The organism is Escherichia sp. MOD1-EC5433 (assembly GCF_002966005.1).
In the GTDB taxonomy this organism is placed as follows: domain Bacteria; phylum Pseudomonadota; class Gammaproteobacteria; order Enterobacterales; family Enterobacteriaceae; genus Escherichia; species Escherichia ruysiae.
Genome location: NZ_PTRL01000012.1, coordinates 17,464 through 37,242, shown reverse-complemented (window position 1 = coordinate 37,242; position 19,779 = coordinate 17,464). Strand labels below are relative to the sequence as shown.

General features: G+C 51.3%; 17 protein-coding genes and 4 tRNA genes. 2 read left to right on the top strand and 19 right to left on the bottom strand.

Annotation, left to right across the window (positions count from 1 at the left end):
- The first annotated feature begins 51 nt into the window (after positions 1–51).
- Complete coding sequence (aslA, locus tag C3D30_RS19460; RefSeq protein WP_105287287.1) at positions 52–1,707, top strand: arylsulfatase AslA; 1,656 nt, start codon at positions 52–54, stop codon at positions 1,705–1,707.
- 127 nt (positions 1,708–1,834) lie between these two features.
- Here the strand turns inward: aslA and C3D30_RS19455 are convergent, their stop codons facing one another.
- From C3D30_RS19455 to trxA, 19 genes are all read right to left on the bottom strand, one after another.
- Positions 1,835–3,070, bottom strand: coding sequence for an anaerobic sulfatase maturase (locus C3D30_RS19455; protein WP_105287286.1), 1,236 nt, complete (start codon positions 3,068–3,070; stop codon positions 1,835–1,837).
- A gap of 147 nt (positions 3,071–3,217) precedes the next feature.
- A tRNA-Pro gene (locus tag C3D30_RS19450) sits at positions 3,218–3,294 on the bottom strand.
- Between the two features lie 42 nt (positions 3,295–3,336).
- Positions 3,337–3,423 (bottom strand) — tRNA-Leu (locus C3D30_RS19445).
- Positions 3,424–3,443: 20 nt separating this feature from the next.
- Positions 3,444–3,519, bottom strand: a tRNA-His gene (locus C3D30_RS19440).
- 58 nt (positions 3,520–3,577) lie between these two features.
- Positions 3,578–3,654: transfer RNA gene (locus tag C3D30_RS19435), tRNA-Arg, on the bottom strand.
- A 102-nt stretch (positions 3,655–3,756) separates the two neighbouring features.
- Positions 3,757–5,142, bottom strand: coding sequence for a bifunctional threonine/serine APC transporter ThrP (gene thrP / locus C3D30_RS19430; protein WP_000774732.1), 1,386 nt, complete (start codon positions 5,140–5,142; stop codon positions 3,757–3,759).
- Between the two features lie 189 nt (positions 5,143–5,331).
- Positions 5,332–6,072: a lipopolysaccharide N-acetylmannosaminouronosyltransferase gene (wecG, locus tag C3D30_RS19425; protein WP_105287285.1), complete on the bottom strand. Its 741-nt coding sequence runs from the start codon at positions 6,070–6,072 to the stop codon at positions 5,332–5,334.
- 2 nt (positions 6,073–6,074) lie between these two features.
- Entirely contained in the window at positions 6,075–7,427 is a 1,353-nt protein-coding gene (gene wzyE / locus C3D30_RS19420) for an ECA oligosaccharide polymerase (protein WP_105287284.1), read from the bottom strand.
- Complete coding sequence (gene rffT / locus C3D30_RS19415) at positions 7,424–8,503, bottom strand: TDP-N-acetylfucosamine:lipid II N-acetylfucosaminyltransferase (protein WP_105287283.1); 1,080 nt, start codon at positions 8,501–8,503, stop codon at positions 7,424–7,426. The genes wzyE and rffT overlap by 4 nt, the downstream gene beginning before the upstream one ends.
- A complete protein-coding gene (gene wzxE, locus C3D30_RS19410; protein WP_000050248.1) occupies positions 8,500–9,750 on the bottom strand; it encodes a lipid III flippase WzxE in 1,251 nt (416 codons plus the stop codon). The genes rffT and wzxE overlap by 4 nt, the downstream gene beginning before the upstream one ends.
- 1 nt (position 9,751) lies before the next feature.
- Positions 9,752–10,882 carry a dTDP-4-amino-4,6-dideoxygalactose transaminase gene (gene rffA / locus C3D30_RS19405; RefSeq protein ID WP_000612064.1) on the bottom strand — a complete coding sequence of 377 codons (1,131 nt, stop codon included), beginning with the start codon at positions 10,880–10,882 and terminating at the stop codon, positions 9,752–9,754.
- 4 nt (positions 10,883–10,886) lie between these two features.
- A complete protein-coding gene (gene rffC / locus C3D30_RS19400) occupies positions 10,887–11,561 on the bottom strand; it encodes a dTDP-4-amino-4,6-dideoxy-D-galactose acyltransferase (RefSeq protein WP_001122571.1) in 675 nt (224 codons plus the stop codon).
- Between the two features lie 34 nt (positions 11,562–11,595).
- On the bottom strand, positions 11,596–12,858 hold the full coding sequence (gene wecC / locus C3D30_RS19395; RefSeq protein ID WP_105285833.1) for a UDP-N-acetyl-D-mannosamine dehydrogenase: 1,263 nt from the start codon (positions 12,856–12,858) through the stop codon (positions 11,596–11,598).
- Positions 12,855–13,985, bottom strand: a complete 1,131-nt coding sequence (gene wecB / locus C3D30_RS19390) for a non-hydrolyzing UDP-N-acetylglucosamine 2-epimerase (RefSeq protein ID WP_105287282.1) — start codon at positions 13,983–13,985, stop codon at positions 12,855–12,857. Before wecB ends, wecC begins: the two co-directional genes overlap by 4 nt.
- A 55-nt stretch (positions 13,986–14,040) precedes the next feature.
- The gene (gene wzzE / locus C3D30_RS19385) at positions 14,041–15,087 is read right to left on the bottom strand and encodes an ECA polysaccharide chain length modulation protein (protein WP_000193459.1); all 1,047 of its coding nucleotides are present in this window, start codon (positions 15,085–15,087) and stop codon (positions 14,041–14,043) included.
- Positions 15,088–15,098: 11 nt separating this feature from the next.
- Positions 15,099–16,202: a UDP-N-acetylglucosamine--undecaprenyl-phosphate N-acetylglucosaminephosphotransferase gene (gene wecA / locus C3D30_RS19380; RefSeq protein WP_001050953.1), complete on the bottom strand. Its 1,104-nt coding sequence runs from the start codon at positions 16,200–16,202 to the stop codon at positions 15,099–15,101.
- A gap of 239 nt (positions 16,203–16,441) precedes the next feature.
- Entirely contained in the window at positions 16,442–17,701 is a 1,260-nt protein-coding gene (gene rho, locus C3D30_RS19375; protein WP_001054527.1) for a transcription termination factor Rho, read from the bottom strand.
- A gap of 84 nt (positions 17,702–17,785) precedes the next feature.
- Entirely contained in the window at positions 17,786–17,887 is a 102-nt protein-coding gene (rhoL, locus tag C3D30_RS19370; protein WP_010345119.1) for a rho operon leader peptide RhoL, read from the bottom strand.
- A gap of 139 nt (positions 17,888–18,026) precedes the next feature.
- Positions 18,027–18,356, bottom strand: coding sequence for a thioredoxin TrxA (trxA, locus tag C3D30_RS19365; protein WP_001280776.1), 330 nt, complete (start codon positions 18,354–18,356; stop codon positions 18,027–18,029).
- Between the two features lie 130 nt (positions 18,357–18,486).
- On the opposite strand from trxA, the gene rhlB reads away from it, so the two are divergent.
- A complete protein-coding gene (gene rhlB, locus C3D30_RS19360) occupies positions 18,487–19,752 on the top strand; it encodes an ATP-dependent RNA helicase RhlB (protein WP_000047511.1) in 1,266 nt (421 codons plus the stop codon).
- The last annotated feature ends 27 nt before the right edge of the window (positions 19,753–19,779 follow it).

The following is a 19,779-nucleotide window of genomic DNA, read 5'->3' as shown; positions in this document are numbered from 1 at the left end:
CAATGCTTAATTACGTCGTCGTTTTGATGACAGGAAACCGGAGCATTTCGCATGGAAATTTCTTTTTCACCCAAACTTCTTGTTATTGCTGTTGCCACTGCTATTCCCCTTATGGCCAGTGCAGCAGATACCCCGTCAACTGCCACCGCACGCAAAGGCTTTGCCGGATACGATCACCCAAATCAATATCTGGTTAAACCGGCAACCCAAATTGCCGATAATATGATGCCGGTAATGCAGCACCCGGCGCAGGATAAAGAAACCCAGCAGAAACTGGCAGAACTTGAGAAAAAAACCGGTAAGAAACCGAACGTGGTTGTTTTCTTGCTGGACGATGTGGGCTGGATGGACGTTGGCTTTAACGGCGGCGGCGTGGCGGTGGGTAACCCAACGCCAGACATTGACGCCGTTGCCGGCCAGGGGCTGATTTTAACGTCTGCTTATTCACAACCCAGTTCTTCACCAACCCGCGCAACGATTCTCACTGGACAGTATTCCATCCACCACGGCATTTTGATGCCGCCGATGTACGGACAACCTGGCGGTCTGCAAGGGTTAACGACACTACCGCAACTGCTGCATGATCAAGGCTATGTCACTCAAGCCATCGGGAAATGGCACATGGGGGAAAACAAAGAGTCGCAGCCGCAGAACGTCGGCTTCGATGATTTCCGTGGCTTCAACTCAGTGTCCGATATGTATACCGAATGGCGCGATGTTCACGTAAATCCGGAAGTCGCCCTGAGCCCGGATCGTTCTGAATACATCAAACAATTACCGTTCAGCAAAGATGACGTTCATGCCGTGCGCGGCGGTGAGCAAAAAGCCATTGCCGACATTACGCCGAAATATATGGAAGATCTGGATCAACGCTGGATGGAATATGGCGTTAATTTCCTCGATAAAATGGCAAAAAGCGACAAACCTTTCTTCCTCTATTACGGCACTCGCGGCTGTCACTTTGATAACTACCCGAACGCAAAATATGCGGGAAGTTCTCCGGCGCGCACCTCTTACGGCGACTGTATGGTTGAGATGAACGATGTGTTCGCCAACCTGTATAAAGCACTGGAGAAAAACGGTCAGCTCGATAACACGCTGATTATCTTTACCTCCGATAATGGCCCGGAAGCCGAAGTGCCGCCACACGGTCGCACACCGTTCCGTGGCTCTAAAGGTTCGACCTGGGAAGGCGGCGTCCGCGTACCGACTTTCGTGTACTGGAAAGGCATGATCCAGCCGCGTAAATCTGACGGTATTGTCGATCTGGCGGATATTTTCCCAACCGCGCTGGATCTGGCGGGTCATCCTGGGGCGAAAGTGGCAAATTTAGTGCCGAAAACCACCTTTATCGATGGCGTGGATCAGACTTCTTTCTTCCTCGGAACAAACGGTCAGTCCAATCGTAAAGCCGAGCACTATTTCCTGAATGGTCAACTTGCTGCCGTGCGTATGGATGAGTTCAAATATCATGTTCTTATTCAGCAGCCATATGCCTATACCCAGAGCGGATATCAGGGAGGATTCACCGGTACAGTAATGCAAACGGCGGGCTCTGCGGTATTTAATCTCTATACCGATCCGCAGGAAAGCGACTCCATCGGCGTGCGACATATTCCGATGGGAGTACCGCTACAGACCGAAATGCATGCGTATATGGAGATCCTGAAAAAATATCCGCCACGCGCGCAGATTAAATCTGACTAAGCAGCTACCTTTGCCGGATGCGATGCTGATGCAGCTTATCCAGCCTACAGAACGCTGCAATTTATTGAATTTGCACGATCATGTAGGCACCGGCAAGCAACCGCAGCGGCCTCCAAATGGCCGCTTTTTACTTACTCACTACCATCAAATGTGCCTGCATAATGTCGCTGGCCGGGCGGCCGTGCGCCAGCAAATCAGCCATTGCTTTAAGATATGGCGGTAGATGGCGGAAATAACGCTGATACCCGGCACATAAGTAATTCAGCCCCGGTTTGCCGCTGGTATCGAGCATAAAGCGGTGTTTCGGGCAACCTCCCCAGCACGCTTTTAACACGTTGCAACTGCGGCACTGCGCCGGTAACTGCTTGAATTTATCTTCACCAAACGCCTGCTGTTGCGGGGAATCGATCATTTCTGCAACTGTCTGCTGAAGTATATTCCCCAGTCGATATTGCGGATAAACATAGTGATCGCAGGCGTAAACATCGCCGTTATGTTCAACAATCACCGAGCGCCCACAGGTTGGCTGATGATGGCAAACTGCGCCCGGCGCGCCGACAAAATTGGCGAACGCCCATTCGATATTCATTACGAAAATCTTGCCGACATCACGTTTGATCCAGTAGTCGAATATCGCCACCAGAAATTCACCGAACTCATCGGGGCGCACCGACCATTCCGTCAACTCACCCTGAATATCGCCAGGCGCATGTAATTTCAGTCCATCGCGGGCTGCTGTTTCATCAGTCAGACGTTCCACTACCGGAATAAACTGGATGAACTCCACGCCCGCATCACGTAAAAAATCATAAACCTGTAACGGTTGCTGCGCGCTGGTACGGTTGACGCACGCCAGAACGTTATAATCAACGCGATATTTTTGCAGTAATTTAAGTGCGCGTATCACCAGCTTATGCGTTGGTCTGCCGCCTTTGGTCACGCGATATTGATTATGGATCTCAGCCGGACCATCCAGCGATAAACCGACCAGGAAATGATTTTCTGCCAGAAATGCACACCATTCATCATCGAGCAGCACGCCGTTAGTCTGGAAGCTGTTACTTACCTTCCTGCCAGCACCATATTTCGCCTGTAGCGCCACTGCACGGCGGTAAAACTCCAGCCCGAGTAACGTTGGTTCGCCGCCCTGCCAGGTAAAAGCCACTTCGTTTTGGGGTTCGCTGGCAGCAATATAGTGACGGACATACGCTTCAAGCGTGTCATCGTCCATATGCGTGACAGGTTGTTCGCGGTAAAGGGATTGTTTTTCGAGATAAAAACAGTAGTCACAGTTCAGATTACAATCTGAACCGCTCGGTTTCGCCATTACGTGAAAAGCACGCGTCGGAACCTGTTGCAGCATAGTCGCTCCTTGCCTGAAGTCGTCCTTCGATGAAGTTAAGGGCGAAATAATACCGTGTGGCAATGAGTTACTACGGGCGTTTATTGCGAAGGGTGAGTGATGGAATGCACAGAAAACAAAAAACCCCGCCGAAGCGGGGTTCAAAATTGGTCGGCGAGAGAGGATTCGAACCTCCGACCCACTGGTCCCAAACCAGTTGCGCTACCAAGCTGCGCTACTCGCCGAAATACTGCTTTTTGAATTTTTAGTTCAATTCTTTAAAGTCGTGGTGCGAGGGGGGGGACTTGAACCCCCACGTCCGTAAGGACACTAACACCTGAAGCTAGCGCGTCTACCAATTCCGCCACCTTCGCATTGTCACAACTTCTAATAATGGGGTGGCTAATGGGATTCGAACCCACGACAACTGGAATCACAATCCAGGGCTCTACCAACTGAGCTATAGCCACCACTACAAATCTTGTTACGCGGTATTACTACCACCGCAGCTCAAGCGCCGGGACTAAATGGCGCGCCCGACAGGATTCGAACCTGAGACCTCTGCCTCCGGAGGGCAGCGCTCTATCCAGCTGAGCTACGGGCGCTTAGCGCCGTTGCGGGGGTGGATAATACGGACTTCCCACCCCTCTGTCTAGTCCCTTTTTAAATAAAATGCGCGTTTGGTTACGGTTTGTGCATTTTGCTGCTTATTCCTCCAGTTTATGCACTTTACCGTGGCGATTAAGGCCAAAAACTTTATAAATCGCCGTCACCGCCAGCATGAAGATGATGCCGACAAACAGCGACATACGGGTATCTTCATTAAAGTACATACCGATCAAAACGCAAATCAGGAATGCCATTGTTACGTAATTGGCCCACGGGAAGAGAATGGAGCGGAACGGATGGCTGGCAATCGCCGCTTTGTGCGCACGACGAAAACGCAGCTGACTAATCAGGATCACAAACCACGGCACCATCCCCGGAAGAACGCTGGCGCTGTAGACGTAAACAAACACACGCTGTGGATTGGGGATGATGTAGTTCAGGCATGAACCAATCAACAGAATGGCTATTGATACCGCCACACCCGCAACCGGTACGCCGTGACGAGAAACTTTCGCCATCGCCGCCGGTAACTGACGGTTTTTCGCCAGCGCGTAAAGCATACGTCCGCAACTGTACATGCCGCTGTTACAGCCAGAGAGCGCCGCAGTCAGCACCACAAAGTTGATAATGCCCGCCGCTGCGGTAATGCCAATTTTGGCGAAAGTCAGTACGAACGGACTACCGTTGCTGCCAATTTCATTCCACGGGAAGATGGTGACGATAACGAAAATCGCGCCTACGTAGAAAATCAGGATCCGCCACAGCACTTTGCCTACGGCACTGCGCAGCGTCACCTGCGGATTCTTCGCTTCACCGGCGGTGATGCCAATCAGCTCCACGCCCTGGTAGGACGCCACCACGATACACAGCGCGGTCAGGAACCCTTTCCAGCCACCCGCAAAGAAACCGCCATGCTCTGTGAGATTGCTAAAACCAATCGACTGCCCGCCATTACCAAAGCCAAAGAAAATCACGCCCAGGCCAATGACGATCATCACGATGATTGTGGTGACTTTGATCATCGCGAACCAGAACTCGATTTCGCCATACAACCGCACCGCCGCCAGATTCGCCAGCGCCACCAGCGCCACCGCGATCAATGCTGGTATCCACTGTGCCATCTCCGGGAACCAGAACTGGACGTAGACGCCGATGGCGGTAATTTCTGAAATCCCCACAGCCATCCACATAAACCAGTAAGACCAGGCGGTAAGATAGCCAAAGAACGGGCTCATATAACGATGCGCGTAAACGGCGAACGAACCGGTAACCGGTTCGAGGAACAACATTTCGCCCATTGAACGCATGATAAAAAAGACGAACAGCCCGGCGATGATATAGGCCAACAATACGGATGGCCCTGCCCATTTCAGGGTACTGGCAGCCCCCATAAACAAGCCAACGCCAATGGTGCCCCCCAGGGCGATGAGTTCGATATGTCGAGCTTCCAGCCCACGCTGTAGCTCTGGTTTGTTATCTGCCATAAATCCTCGTGTTGTGTTTGCATGTTTTTCCGGTGTTACCGGTTATCGTTATGGGTACATCGAGTGTTGCGAATGTTTTCGTAATTTAGAAGAAATGGCAAATGAAGCATTAAAAATTTGAATGCTTTGTGTAATAAAACAGCAGGCAGGCGACGGAGTGACCACTCCGTCGCTTTACAGAAAGGAAAATTAGAGGTTACCGGTGTAATGCCAGCGTAAATAGCGCAGTAAACGGAGCTGGCGTTTAATGCGACTTGGCTGCGAAAGCAGGCGATAGAGCCACTCCAGCCCCAGTTTTTGCCAGATTTTCGGTGCGCGTTTCACATGACCAACAAAGACATCGTAAGTCCCGCCAACGCCCATATACAGCGCATCTGGATGCACCAGACGACAGTCGCGCATGAAGATCTCCTGCTTGGGAGATCCCATCGCAACGGTGACTATTTGCGCTCCACTGTCACGAATGCGTTCAAATAGTGCCTGACGCTGCTCGGGTTTGAAATAGCCGTCCTGGCTACCAACGATATTCACATTCCACTGGTCGCGCAATTTAGCTTCGGTCTGCGCCAGCACTTCAGGTTTACCGCCAACAAGAAATACTGGCGTCCCTTCTTTTCCTGCGCGCGCCATCAGCTCTTCCCAGAGATCGGCTCCGGCAACGCGGGAAACCTGTGCCTGTGGGTACTTTTTCCGTACCGAACGCACAACGCTAATACCATCGGCATATTTAAATTCGGCAGCGTTAATTAACTCCCTGACCTCGGCGTTATCTTCAATGGTCAGCATTTTTTCGGCATTAATGGCAACCAGCGTTCCCTGCTTAAGCTGCCCGTCAGCGAACAGATAATCGAGGGCGTGCTGCATATCACGCCAACCGATCAACGGTAAGCCACGTAGCGTATAGGTCGGTGCCGTGGTGTTGTTATTCATTGTTATCCTTCAACCCGCGCCCGGAGCGATGATTTTGTGCGTTTATGAATGAGTCCGGCGCTTTCAAAAAGCCAGTACAACAGTTTTGCGATCATCAGACATGCGCCGAAGACCACGATAAAAAAGACCACGCGTGAGACAAACGAATCCAGCCCTTCGCGCGCCAGTACAATCATATTAAAGATCGCCCCGAAGCAGAAACTGTGCAATATCGCGGCCTTATAACGATTGGTTTCGCGGTTGCCCAGCTCATACAGCCAGTCGAACCATTTAATGATCAGTCCAACTACAATCGCCCCCAGAGGAATAAACAGCGCGCCGCCCATAACAACCAGTGAACCAATAAGCGTAGGCGAGATTGCCAGGCCGGAGTGATTGTTCAGCACTTCCCAGGTGAAATAGTTGGCAGAATTCAGCACCATACTCGGGCGTCCCGGCCACAACCAGGAAGGAATAAAGACATAGAAATCGCGGACAATCGGTGCCAGCCCCTGGAAGTCGATGTTGTCGTAGTTCTGCAACAGCAACGCCAGATTCTCCCACGGCGAGAAGGTGTCGCGGGTGAGATAGAGAAACGTGTAGAACGCCTCATCGCCGCTCACGTTCATTCCATAGCGTTTTAGCGCCAGCCAGAACATGCCAACAATCCCCAGCACGCCTGCCGCCGCCAGCATCCACAACGAAATCCAGCCGCGAATAATGCCAATAAACAGGAAGATAGCGAATGCGATGATGATATTGGCGCGAGTACCGCCGACAATCATATAAGTCAGCAAGCCAAATGCGACCGTGCTGACGAGGAAAAACAGCCACGCTTTGCTGTCCTGCCGCAGAAAGTAGACCACCAGCATCGCCGGGATGAAAAAGTAAAAGAAGCGTTTTAGCGCCACGCCGGAGACTTCACTGGAGAAGATCTGGCTGTAGGAGTTAAGCCGGAACAGCAAAAAACCGTTGTTCATGAAGAAGATGCCGACGCTCACCAGCGCAATACCCATCAGGATCACCCACGTAAGATTGGTCTCCACGCGGTTCATGGTAAACAGCGGGCGGCGCGGTACATCAGCAACGCGTTTGCGTAGGCGGGTTTTGTAGGTGACATAGTAAACCGCGTAGAAGCAAGCAGCAGAGAGTAGCGCCTGAAGGAGAATTTCTGGCGGCGCAACGCCGACATTAAAGCGAAATACCAGCACGCTGGTCAGCGGAAAGCCAAAGAAAAAGGTGAGCAAAAACAGCAATGAAAAGAAGACATTGAAGTTAAAGCGCACGCGGCGAAACTCAAACCAGGTCAGCGTAGCAATAAACAGTGAGCAAAGCAGCCAGACAACAAACAGGCCGCTAAATTGCAACAGGCTCATGCGTCCTCCCCGCTGGCAATAGCCAGCGCCCGCTGCCAGCCTTGCAGATAGTTCGGGCTAAAGAAGGCAATGTTGTTTTTATCCACCGACGCCAACTGGCGCTGCGCTTCACGCACAATATCCTCGTTGAGATCGTCGGTAGTAAACAGCACCGGCAAATGCTGTTCTGTCATATCCTGCCAGAACGGATTTTCCCGGTTGAGCACACAAGGAATACCCGCCTGAATCAGTAAGCACAGCGTACCAATGCCCTGCTGGCGGGCAAAAATAAAGTAGCCGAGATCGCACTGACGAAGTAGCGCCAGATAGGCGTCAAAATCCAGTTTTTCGTTCAGAACTTGCAGATTTTCTTCGCTGAACAGTTTCAGTCCTGCCTGACGAACTTCGTTAATATACGCATCGTTGTTGGGCGGATATCCCATCGGCACCACCACTTTTACCGTATCGCCAAACTGCTGATGAACAGCATTTAAGGCGGCGATGTGTTCATTGCTACGATCGCCGGAGTTCCCCACCAGAATGGTCATTTTCCCTTCACGTTGCCGATCGTTCGCCATCGTATTGAGAGAAGGATCCATTCGGGTTGGGAAGTAAATCAGTTCGCCCCGCACCTTAGGATGCGTTTTAGCAAAAAAGCTCAAATCACCGCGAGTGGCAAATACGCAGCCAACTCGCTTTTGTGCCAGTCGGCGGATGGGATAAAACAGTTTAAATTTTAGCCCGCTGGAAACCTCATAGAGATCTGCACCCCAGATATGCCAGTAAAACTGGCTGGGTTTGATACCACCACTCAGCAACGCCAGCCATAGCGCGGTGTTGAACTGACCGTGGAAGAAAAATCGCAGCTGACGGTTGGCTTTCGCCTTTGCGATGACCGCTTCTGCCAGGGATTTTTTACCAGGGTAAAATTGCATAGAAAGCGCCGGACAGCTGTCACTTAAGCCGTCATCCTTGCCAGCAACCATAAACTCGCGCGCGTGCTCGCTCGTCGCGGCCAGCGCGTCATTGAAAAACCGCAAAACGGTTTGGTTATGGTGAGGGATATCCGATCCCAGTACGTGAATCAGTACAGTCATGCCCGCCTACGCCAGAGTAAAAACACGCCACAACAAAGAGAGAAATAGACGATATAAGTTGCCATATAAGCCTGCGCCGCGCCCAGAGCACCATGCGCAGGGATCAACCAGTGGGCAAATACCATCAACAAAGTGAACTGGCTGACTTCCGCCAGAATATAAAACCGCAGCGATGCTTTGGCGATCACCAGATAACCAAAGACATAAGCGCCCACTTTCAATACATCGCCTACCAACTGCCAGGCAAAGAGATCGCGCATGGCGGTAAATTTATTCGACAACAACAGCCAGATAGCAAAATCACGCAGCAGCCAGACGGTAAAACTCGCCGCCGCCACTGCCGGTAAGACGAATTTCAGCGATTTAACCACTTCCCGGGTGATATCGCGCTTTTCCGTTAGCCGCGACAACGTGGGCAGCAAATATACGCTGAACGATGCCGTAATAAATTGCAGGTAGGCATCGGAAATACTGCTCACCCCTTGCCAGATCCCCACTTCATCCCAGCTGTATTGCGCCGCCAGCAGTTTACGCATCATGATGTAAGCAACGGGCAAGGTCACCGACGTAATCATCGCCATGAACGTGAACTTACTCAGCTGCCCAGCCAGACCATTATCCCAGCTGGGTTTCAGATAGCTTAACGGGATTGCACCACGCTTAATTAACATGATGACGGCAGGAATCACCACCAGCGCAGGAATCAACGCCAGACCCAGCAACGCGCCTTCATAGTCGCCCAAACGGTAACTGACGTAATAGGCGATAACGCCAATCAAGCTGCCGACAATCAGCGATAACGCATTACCTGCGGCATCGCGAAAGCCTTTCATCAACGCCAGTAACAGGTTGCCCCAGGCGATCCCCATTTGCACCAACGCCACTAAACGCACCAGCCCTTGATAGTCGGTATTACCAAACAATCCCTGGCTGATTGGCGCAGCTGCCAGCACAAAAACCAGCGCCATCAGCGTGGAAAAGCCAAGCACCATCGCGGATGAAGTACCGACCACTCGGCGCAACTGCTGCGGATTATCATGGTACTGGGCAACGTATTTGGTTACGCCGTTAAAGATGCCCGCCCCAGCAAGCACGCCGAGCACGGTAATCAACTGGCGGAAATTTGCCGCCAGTCCCAGCCCAGCCGGACCAAATGATACCGCCAGCAACTTACCGACCAGTAATCCGGCGCCAATCTTGACCAGCGTACTGGCCGCCGTCCATAAGGACGCTTTTGCCAGCGACATATCAGGAGAAGTAGTTCAACAAGGTCGCAATTACCGTGCGTTGATTGACGGGCGACAAATTGTAGAACAGAGGAAGGCGCAGCAGGCGCTCGCTCTCTTTGGTGGTGTAGCGATCTTCGCCGTGGAACTCACCAAAGCGTTCACCCGCAGGGCTTGCGTGTAGAGGAATATAATGGAACACCGCCATAATTTCCGCTTCTTTCAGGAAGTTAATCAATGCGCTCCGGTCATCATTATCCCGCAGCTTAATGTAGAACATATGCGCGTTCTGCACGCAGCCATCTGGAATCGACGGCAATTCGATACGCCCGGCTTTCGCCAGAGGTGCTAACGCATCGTAGTAGTTTTGCCACAACGCCAGACGTTGCTGGTTGATACGTTCGGCGGCTTCCAGTTGCGCCCACAGGTACGCAGCTTGCAGATCGGACATCAGATAGCTGGAACCAATATCACGCCAGGTATATTTATCGACCTGACCACGGAAGAACTGGCTGCGGTTAGTGCCTTTTTCACGGATGATCTCGGCACGTTCAATCAACGCTTTATCGTTAATCAGCGTCGCACCACCTTCACCGCCCGCCGTGTAGTTTTTGGTTTCATGGAAGCTAAAGCAGCCAATATGACCAATGGTTCCCAGCGCACGCCCTTTGTAAGTGGACATCACGCCCTGCGCGGCATCTTCCACCACAAACAGGTTATGCTTTTTCGCCAGCGCCATAATGGTGTCCATTTCACAGGCCACGCCCGCGTAATGTACCGGCACGATAACGCGCGTTTTGTCGGTGATCGCCGATTCAATAAGCGTTTCGTCGATGTTCATGGTGTCCGGGCGGACATCCACAAAGACGATTTTTGCTCCACGCAGCACGAAGGCGTTGGCGGTGGAGACAAAGGTGTAGCTCGGCATGATCACTTCATCGCCCGGCTGGATATCGAGCAGCAACGCCGCCATCTCCAGCGAAGCGGTGCAGGACGGCGTCAGCAGCACTTTGGCACTACCAAAACGTTGCTCCAGCCACTGCTGGCAGCGACGGGTAAAACCGCCATCGCCGCACAGTTTGCCGCTACCCATTGCCGACTGCATATAGTCGAGTTCGGTTCCTACCACCGGCGGTGCGTTAAATGGAATCATGTGATCACCTGTATAACCAGTACGCGGTGCTTTCTACATTCGCACCACTTTGTATGTATCGTTTAAGCGCGGCGGTGTTGCCCATCTGGGTCGCCACCCGCAATGTTTTTTTACCGCGAGCATACGCCCAGTTTAGTGCCGCTTGCATCAGCTGTGCACCGGAGCCACGGCCTGCCAGCAAGCCAATGCGCGCATCAGTGGCATTCAATTCTCGTAGAGAAACATAGCCACAAATATCACCAGACGCTGAGCGTAAAATCAGGCATTGATGATCAAAAGTGCCGCGTACGGCGTTTTCAATCCACTGTGCATAAAAGCGGCCACTGGCGTCAGGCGCATACCACGGCGCACGAAAACGGCTTTGCGCAAATGCCTCACTGGCTAACTGGCGTAGCACTGGAATATCTGTCTCTTGTGCCACTTCTGCGTCGCTATCACTTGCGTTGTTCACGGGCAGTACCAAATCAACTTCACCTTCAACCAGTAAGAATCCCAGTTGTTGCAAGGCGTCCAGCTCATCGGTATTTGATGCGGCAATTTTGGCCTGCACCCGTGACCACGGCGCTAAGGCGTCTGACGTCAGGAGTGGTGCGTCAGGACTAATGCGCACAATGGCGCTGTTGACACCAAAGAAGGTGTTTTCCCAGGTTAGTGGTTCAATTCTGGCGCGAATGGGCATTGTGTGACTCCCTCAAAACAGTCATTCACTGTAATCAGCGCCAGACCCCTTTGGTATCCACGACATACTGCTGTTTAACATGTTCGCCGCTAATGGCTTTGAACTGACTGTGATCGACCAGCATCACCAGCACATCTGCCGTTGCCAGCGCGTCGTCAAGCTGCGCCAGAGTGCAAAGCCCGGTCAGTTTTTTCGGCAACTGGTGAATATTCGGTTCAACAACCAGCGTTTCACCACTGTGCCATTGAGCGATCAGCTCAGCGATTTCCATTGCCGGACTTTCGCGTAGATCATCAATATTCGGTTTAAACGCCAGACCAAAGCAGGCAATTTTCAGCTCGCTGGCGCGTTTATCCGTAGCGGACAGGCAGTCGGCAACCACCGCTTTGACCTGATCGATAACCCAGAAAGGTTTGTTGTCGTTCACTTCGCGCGCGGTACGGATAAGCCGCGCCTGCTGCGGGTTCTGCGCCACGATAAACCACGGATCAACTGCAATACAGTGACCGCCCACGCCAGGCCCAGGCTGAAGAATATTGACTCGTGGATGGCGATTCGCCAGGCGAACCAGTTCCCAGACGTTAATCCCCTGATCAGCACAAATCAGCGATAGTTCGTTAGCAAAAGCAATATTCACATCGCGGAAGCTGTTTTCAGTCAGCTTACACATTTCTGCCGTCCGCGAGTTAGTGACGACACACTCACCTTCGAGGAAAATTTTGTACAGTTCGCTGGCGCGCGCAGAACAAACCGGTGTCATACCGCCAATCACACGGTCATTTTTAATCAACTCGACCATCACCTGCCCCGGCAACACGCGTTCCGGGCAGTAAGCAATGTTGACGTCCGCCTGCTCGCCCACTTGCTGCGGGAAAGTCAGATCTGGACGCATCTCTGCTAACCATTCTGCCATCTTCTCAGTTGAGCCCACCGGCGAGGTGGACTCAAGGATCACCAGCGCGCCTTTTTTCAGTACTGGCGCAATGGAGCGGGCAGCCGATTCGACGTAAGTCATATCCGGTTCATGATCGCCTTTAAACGGCGTAGGTACAGCAATCAGCCAGGCATCCGCCTCAACCGGCGTTGTGCTCGCTCGTAAAAAACCACCTTCTACGGCAGTTTTTACCACACTCGCCAAATCAGGCTCGACGATATGGATTTCGCCACGATTGATGGTATCAACCGCTTGTTGGTTGATATCGACACCAATCACCTGTTTTTGCCGGGAGGCAAACGCTGCCGCCGTTGGCAGCCCAATGTAACCCAGTCCAATGACAGAAATGGTCGCAAAACTCATAGTGATATCCGATTATTTTTTAACGCTTCCAAAATGCGAGAGCATGACTGACCATCACCATACGGGTTATGGGCGCGGCTCATAGTTTGATATTCATTTTCGTCTTTTAAAAGACGCGTCACTTCCTCGACAATTCGTTGCTTATCCGTGCCGACCAGACGCACCGTACCCGCAGTCACCGCTTCCGGACGTTCAGTGGTATCGCGCATCACCAGCACCGGTTTACCCAGTGAAGGCGCTTCTTCCTGAATACCGCCAGAGTCAGTCAAAATCAACCAGGCGTGGTTCATCAGCCAGACAAACGGTAAATACTCCTGGGGATCGATCAGAATGACATTTTTCACATGCCCCAGAATGCGGTTTACCGGTTCTCTGACGTTCGGGTTGAGATGTACCGGATAGACAATCTGGATGTCCTGATGAGTGGTGGCGATTTCTGCCAGTGCGTGGCAAATTTCTTCAAAACCACGACCGAAGCTCTCACGTCTGTGACCGGTCACCAGAATCATCTTCTTATTGGGGTCGATAAACGGGTAATTTTCCGCCAGTTCAGAACGCAGCGTATCGCTGCTCATCACCTGGTCGCGCACCCACAGCAAGGCGTCGATAACGGTATTGCCGGTGATAAAGATTCGGCTATCAGCGACATTTTCACGCAGCAGGTTTTGCCGCGATGTTTCAGTAGGGGAGAAATGGTACATCGCCAGATGACCGGTCAGCGTGCGGTTAGCCTCTTCCGGCCAGGGTGAATAGAGATCGCCCGTACGCAGTCCAGCCTCTACGTGACCAACAGGAATACGCTGATAAAACGCCGCCAGACTGGTGGCCAGCGTCGTGGTGGTATCGCCGTGTACCAGCACCACGTCTGGTTTGAACTCGGCAAGAATAGGTTTTAATCCTTCAAGAATTCGACAGGTTATCTCTGTCAGGCCCTGCCCTGGCTGCATTATGTTGAGATCGTAGTCAGGTACAATGGAAAAGAGTTTCAGCACCTGATCGAGCATCTCCCGATGCTGCGCAGTGACGCAAACTTTAGCCTCAAAAAAAGGATCTTTTGCCAACGCATGCACCAGCGGCGCCATCTTGATGGCTTCCGGGCGCGTACCAAATACAGTCAGTACTTTCACATCGATTCTCTTTGAATAAGCGGCGAGCGCCTTTGCGCTCACCGCAGCTGTGTTGCTATTTCGAGCAACGGCGGGTTAATGCGACACCAGCCCCGATCAGCCCCCCGACAATGCCCCACATAATCATCAGGAAGGCACGACGTGGGCTATCGCGTTTTACCGGTTCTTCCGGCGTACGCAAATAGCGATAGGTCTGAAAACGCGGATCCAGGGTTGGACCTACATTAAGGGTATTTAACATGGCCCGATTCTGATCATAGTCGAGATCAAAGGCCGGACCGACGGCCTGTAAGTTTTCTAATCGCGCCTGCAGCATAGGGCGACCCAGCAAAAACATTTCTGAATCAGGCAATTCATCCGCAGGGACATCTGTCGCACTACGAGAAATATTATGTTGCTCGGCGATTTTGAGCGCCTGCTCAATGCTGTTTACCCGGCGGTCGTAGATCGCTTTCGCCACTTCTTCCTGACGTTTCACCTGGGCTTTCATTTGGATAGTGCGTGCTGCCCATGCGCCTTTCAGCTCATCATTCAGATGGCTGGCAGCGCGCTGACTGGCGAATGCGACATATTGACGCAGCAGATTATTGGCATCAGGGGCAGTTTCGGCAATCAATTTAACGTTATCATTGATCGCGCGGGTGAAATCACCGGGAATAAACTGAATGTTGTTGATCATTTCATCCAGCAGAGCCGCATCAGCTTTACTGTTACCGACCATCCGCTGTTTGTAATAATCCGTCTGCAGCCAGAAATCGCGACGGGTGTCCCACGACGCCAGCTGCATAACAAATTCTTTATAGGCTTCGTCCATGACCGATGGTTGGTCGGCTGGAGCCATGTTCGAACGGACGTCCAGGTTACGCAAAAACTGCTGCTGTGAGTAGTATCCCCCCAGCATATTCACCGTTGGACGATCGGTAATCGCCGTCGCGCTCCACTCCTGGCGGGCGAAAAATGTATATGCCAGCGCAATTAACGCAAACGCCAGCCCCATGCCAATAATCCACAGCTTCCCAGCCCACAAGGTACGAAACAACCCACGAATATCCAGTTCATTTTCAGCGTCTTCGGCTGGTTTCCCAGGCATTGGTTGCGTCATTACATCCTCGTTTATTTGGTTAAGTTGGGGCTGCCACCACGGTTTCTGCGCAGTCGGCGTTTCACACGCTTAATAAAGCGAGCAACCTTCCAGGCGCGCTTAATGCAATAGCCATAGAGGAAGAATGCTAGCAAAAAGAGCACCAGCATGACCCATTCAGGGACAAAATGAGAATATTCTGCCAGCACGCCAATGGAGGCAAGCAGTGCAGCAGCAAGGGTAATCAGCACAAATGCCTGACGAGAAGTAAAGCCGGCACGCATGATTAAATGATGAATGTGCTGGCGGTCAGGAGAGAACGGGCTCATGCCTTTACGCAGACGACGATACATAATTGCTACCATATCCATTAGCGGAATGGCGATTATCCATAATGCAGTCACCGGGCTAATCGGATGCGTTTTGCCCTGGGTGGTTTCCAGCAGGATCCAGATTACGGTAAAACCAATCAGTGTACTGCCCGCATCGCCCATAAAGACTTTATAGCGACGTCCCAGAATACCGAGGTTGAGCATGATGTAAGGCAGGATGGCGGCGATCATCGCAAAGCACCAGATAGCGAGGCTGGTTTGCCCGTCGAACCACAAAATCATGCCAATTGCCGCAAATGAGACGCAGGATAAGCCGCCCAGCAAACCGTCAATGCCATCAACCATATTGAAAGCATTAATTGCCGCCCAGACTGCAAACAACGTCAGGAAATACCCAAACGGTCCGAGTACCATCTCCCAGTCGCCAAAAATATAGCCAAGGCTACTGAGATAAAGTTTGCCGAACACCATCATAATGATGCCAACAGCGGCCTGTATGGTGGCTCGGATTTTTACGCTGATATCAAAACGGTCATCCAGCGCGCCAATGAACACCAGGACGCCAGCGCAAGCCAAGTAGAGAGATGCATGCGGAATGTAATAATCGACAATTCCGAACGTAAAGCAAATCCCTGCATAAACTGAAATACCCCCAACGAGCGGTATCAATCCCTGGTGACGTTTGCGGAAGTTAGGTTTATCCACTAAACCGACTTTTTTTGCTACCTTGCGGGCAAAAAACAGAAACAGTGTCGTGAATAAAAAAATACTGATGAGATCAGTACTCACTGTCAGTAAATTCACAATGCATGCTCTCAGAGAAAATTATTAGCAGAAGTATACCCACGAAGACCTTTATTCAGAAGGGAAACTACTTTCTGAACCAATCAGACTTGTGTAAAAACCAACCACTCGCGACGAAAATCGTATAAAACACCCGCAAAAACCAGGAATTTTCCCACTATCACAGGAATGCTGCTAAGATTACAGATATAAAAGCAAAACGCCACGTAAACACGTGGCGTTTTTAGCATAAGACAAATTTATGAGCGTTTCATCATCTCAAAGAAATCGTCATTCGTCTTGGTCATCGCGAGCTTGTTAATGAGGAATTCCATTGCGTCGATTTCGCCCATTGGGTGAATGATTTTGCGCAGGATCCACATTTTCTGCAGCTCTTCCTGAGTGGTGAGCAGTTCTTCTTTACGCGTACCAGAACGGTTGTAGTCGATAGCCGGGAAGACGCGTTTTTCAGCGATCTTACGAGAGAGGTGCAGCTCCATGTTACCGGTGCCTTTAAACTCTTCGTAGATAACTTCGTCCATTTTGGAACCCGTATCGATGAGCGCCGTTGCGATGATGGTCAGGCTGCCGCCCTCTTCCACGTTACGCGCCGCACCGAAGAAGCGTTTCGGACGATGCAGTGCGTTAGCGTCCACACCACCGGTCAACACTTTACCGGAAGCAGGAACGACGGTGTTGTAAGCACGCGCCAGACGAGTAATAGAGTCAAGCAGAATGATAACGTCTTTCTTGTGCTCAACCAGACGTTTTGCCTTCTCGATCACCATTTCCGCAACCTGAACGTGACGAGATGCCGGTTCGTCAAAGGTAGAAGCGACAACTTCCCCTTTAACCAGACGCTGCATCTCGGTTACTTCTTCCGGACGTTCGTCAATCAGCAGAACCATCAGCACACAATCCGGGTGGTTGTAAGCAATGCTCTGAGCAATGTTCTGCAGCAGCATGGTTTTACCGGCTTTCGGCGGTGCCACAATCAGACCACGCTGACCACGACCGATTGGCGAAGCCAGATCCAGCACGCGAGCGGTCAAATCTTCAGTAGAACCGTTACCACGTTCCATACGCAGACGAGAGTTTGCGTGCAGCGGGGTCAAGTTCTCAAAGAGGATTTTATTGCGGGCGTTTTCAGGTTTATCGAAGTTAACTTCATTAACTTTCAGCAGCGCAAAATAGCGTTCACCTTCTTTCGGCGGGCGAATCTTACCAGAGATGGTATCACCAGTGCGGAGGTTGAAACGGCGGATTTGGCTGGGAGAAACGTAGATGTCATCAGGACCGGCGAGGTAGGAGCTGTCTGCGGAACGGAGGAAACCAAATCCATCCTGCAATATCTCCAGTACGCCATCACCAAAGATATCTTCGCCACTCTTTGCGTGCTGCTTCAGGATGGCAAAAATAATGTCCTGCTTACGCATACGAGCCAGATTTTCCAGCCCCATATTTTCGCCGAGAGTGATCAGCTCAGAAACCGGCGTATTCTTTAATTCGGTAAGATTCATAGTGGTGTGAGTTCTTAAACTTGGGGTAAATCTCGAACTTAATGTTGTGAATGGTATGGCAGGATCATCCATGCCTGTTTACGGTCATCGACTCATGTCTTTTCGCTGTCTGGTCACAGGAAAGTACGCAGAACTGAAACGACAAGACGGATTGAGTGACAAACCAGAAATCTGTTCACTTCGCATTAGATAAAAACGGGAAGCGTTGGATATTACAAGATTCAAACTTAATAAGGTAAGTTTAATACGAAGTCAACATTAAGTTAGCATGGCTCACGCCGGGCGTCCAGTTTTTAGCGACAGGGCACCCGAACATGACGTTCCCTTATGCCAGATTGGCGTCGAGGAACTCTTTCAACTGACCTTTAGACAGCGCGCCGACTTTCGTTGCCGCCACTTCGCCATTCTTGAACAGCAGCAGAGTCGGGATACCACGGATGCCATATTTCGGCGCAGTGCCAGGGTTTTGATCGATGTTCAGTTTTGCAACGGTCAGTTTGCCCTGATATTCGTCAGCGATTTCATCCAGAATCGGGGCGATCATTTTGCACGGACCGCACCACTCTGCCCAGAAATCGACGAGGATTGCCCCGTCCGCTTTGAGTACATCCGTGTCAAAACTGTCGTCAGTCAGGTGAATAATTTTATCGCTCATATATAACTCCACAGGAATAAGCCTGGCGTGTTGGTTTCGTTGTTGGTGTAACATTAACCAACTAAAGGTTGACTTTATTTCACCGGATACGCTTTCGTAAAGCAATAGTAAGCTGATATTCTATCACACTATGAGCAAAACACATTTAACAGAACAGAAGTTTTCCGACTTCGCCCTGCATCCGAAAGTTGTAGAAGCCCTTGAAAAAAAAGGGTTTCATAACTGTACGCCCATTCAGGCACTGGCTCTTCCGCTAACGCTGGAAGGTCGTGACGTAGCCGGGCAGGCGCAAACTGGTACCGGGAAAACGATGGCGTTTCTTACGTCTTCGTTTCATTACCTTCTCTCTCATCCCGCAATTGCCGATCGCAAGGTGAATCAACCGCGTGCCTTAATTATGGCACCGACGCGTGAACTTGCCGTGCAGATCCACGCCGACGCGGAGCCACTGGCACAAGCTACCGGACTGAAACTGGGGCTGGCTTACGGTGGCGATGGCTACGACAAACAGCTGAAAGTGCTGGAAAGCGGCGTTGACATCCTGATTGGCACCACAGGTCGTTTAATTGACTACGCCAAGCAGAACCACATTAACCTTGGTGCCATTCAAGTGGTGGTGCTGGATGAAGCCGATCGTATGTATGATCTGGGCTTTATTAAAGATATCCGCTGGCTGTTCCGCCGTATGCCGCCAGCGAACCAGCGCCTCAACATGCTGTTCTCCGCCACGCTTTCGTACCGTGTACGTGAACTGGCGTTCGAGCAGATGAATAACGCCGAATATATCGAAGTGGAACCGGAACAGAAAACGGGCCACCGTATTAAAGAAGAGCTTTTCTACCCTTCTAACGAAGAAAAGATGCGTTTGTTGCAAACGCTGATCGAAGAAGAGTGGCCAGACAGAGCGATTATTTTCGCCAACACCAAACACCGTTGTGAAGATATCTGGGGTCACCTGGCGGCAGATGGCCATCGTGTCGGTCTGTTGACGGGCGATGTGGCGCAAAAAAAACGCCTGCGTATTCTTGATGAATTTACCCGTGGCGATCTGGATATTCTGGTTGCTACCGACGTTGCTGCTCGTGGTCTGCATATTCCGGCAGTGACGCACGTCTTTAACTACGATTTGCCCGACGACTGTGAAGATTACGTTCACCGTATCGGTCGTACTGGCCGCGCAGGCGCAAGCGGTCACTCTATCAGCCTGGCGTGTGAAGAGTATGCATTGAATTTGCCTGCTATTGAGACCTATATTGGTCACTCAATTCCGGTAAGCAAATACAATCCAGACGCATTGATGACCGATCTGCCAAAACCGCTGCGCCTCACGCGCCCGCGCACAGGCAATGGTCCGCGTCGTACTGGCGCTCCACGTAATCGTCGTCGTTCAGGTTAAATAAATAATGTCATACTCAAAATCATT

Coding starts and splice junctions, on each gene's coding strand:
- aslA (WP_105287287.1), top strand. CDS start 52: ATGGAAATTTCTTTTTCACCCAAACTTCTTGTTATTGCTGTTGCCACT.
- C3D30_RS19455 (WP_105287286.1), bottom strand. CDS start 3,070: ATGCTGCAACAGGTTCCGACGCGTGCTTTTCACGTAATGGCGAAACCG.
- thrP (WP_000774732.1), bottom strand. CDS start 5,142: ATGGCAGATAACAAACCAGAGCTACAGCGTGGGCTGGAAGCTCGACAT.
- wecG (WP_105287285.1), bottom strand. CDS start 6,072: ATGAATAACAACACCACGGCACCGACCTATACGCTACGTGGCTTACCG.
- wzyE (WP_105287284.1), bottom strand. CDS start 7,427: ATGAGCCTGTTGCAATTTAGCGGCCTGTTTGTTGTCTGGCTGCTTTGC.
- rffT (WP_105287283.1), bottom strand. CDS start 8,503: ATGACTGTACTGATTCACGTACTGGGATCGGATATCCCTCACCATAAC.
- wzxE (WP_000050248.1), bottom strand. CDS start 9,750: ATGTCGCTGGCAAAAGCGTCCTTATGGACGGCGGCCAGTACGCTGGTC.
- rffA (WP_000612064.1), bottom strand. CDS start 10,882: ATGATTCCATTTAACGCACCGCCGGTGGTAGGAACCGAACTCGACTAT.
- rffC (WP_001122571.1), bottom strand. CDS start 11,561: ATGCCCATTCGCGCCAGAATTGAACCACTAACCTGGGAAAACACCTTC.
- wecC (WP_105285833.1), bottom strand. CDS start 12,858: ATGAGTTTTGCGACCATTTCTGTCATTGGACTGGGTTACATTGGGCTG.
- wzzE (WP_000193459.1), bottom strand. CDS start 15,087: ATGACGCAACCAATGCCTGGGAAACCAGCCGAAGACGCTGAAAATGAA.
- rho (WP_001054527.1), bottom strand. CDS start 17,701: ATGAATCTTACCGAATTAAAGAATACGCCGGTTTCTGAGCTGATCACT.
- rhoL (WP_010345119.1), bottom strand. CDS start 17,887: ATGCGAAGTGAACAGATTTCTGGTTTGTCACTCAATCCGTCTTGTCGT.
- trxA (WP_001280776.1), bottom strand. CDS start 18,356: ATGAGCGATAAAATTATTCACCTGACTGACGACAGTTTTGACACGGAT.
- rhlB (WP_000047511.1), top strand. CDS start 18,487: ATGAGCAAAACACATTTAACAGAACAGAAGTTTTCCGACTTCGCCCTG.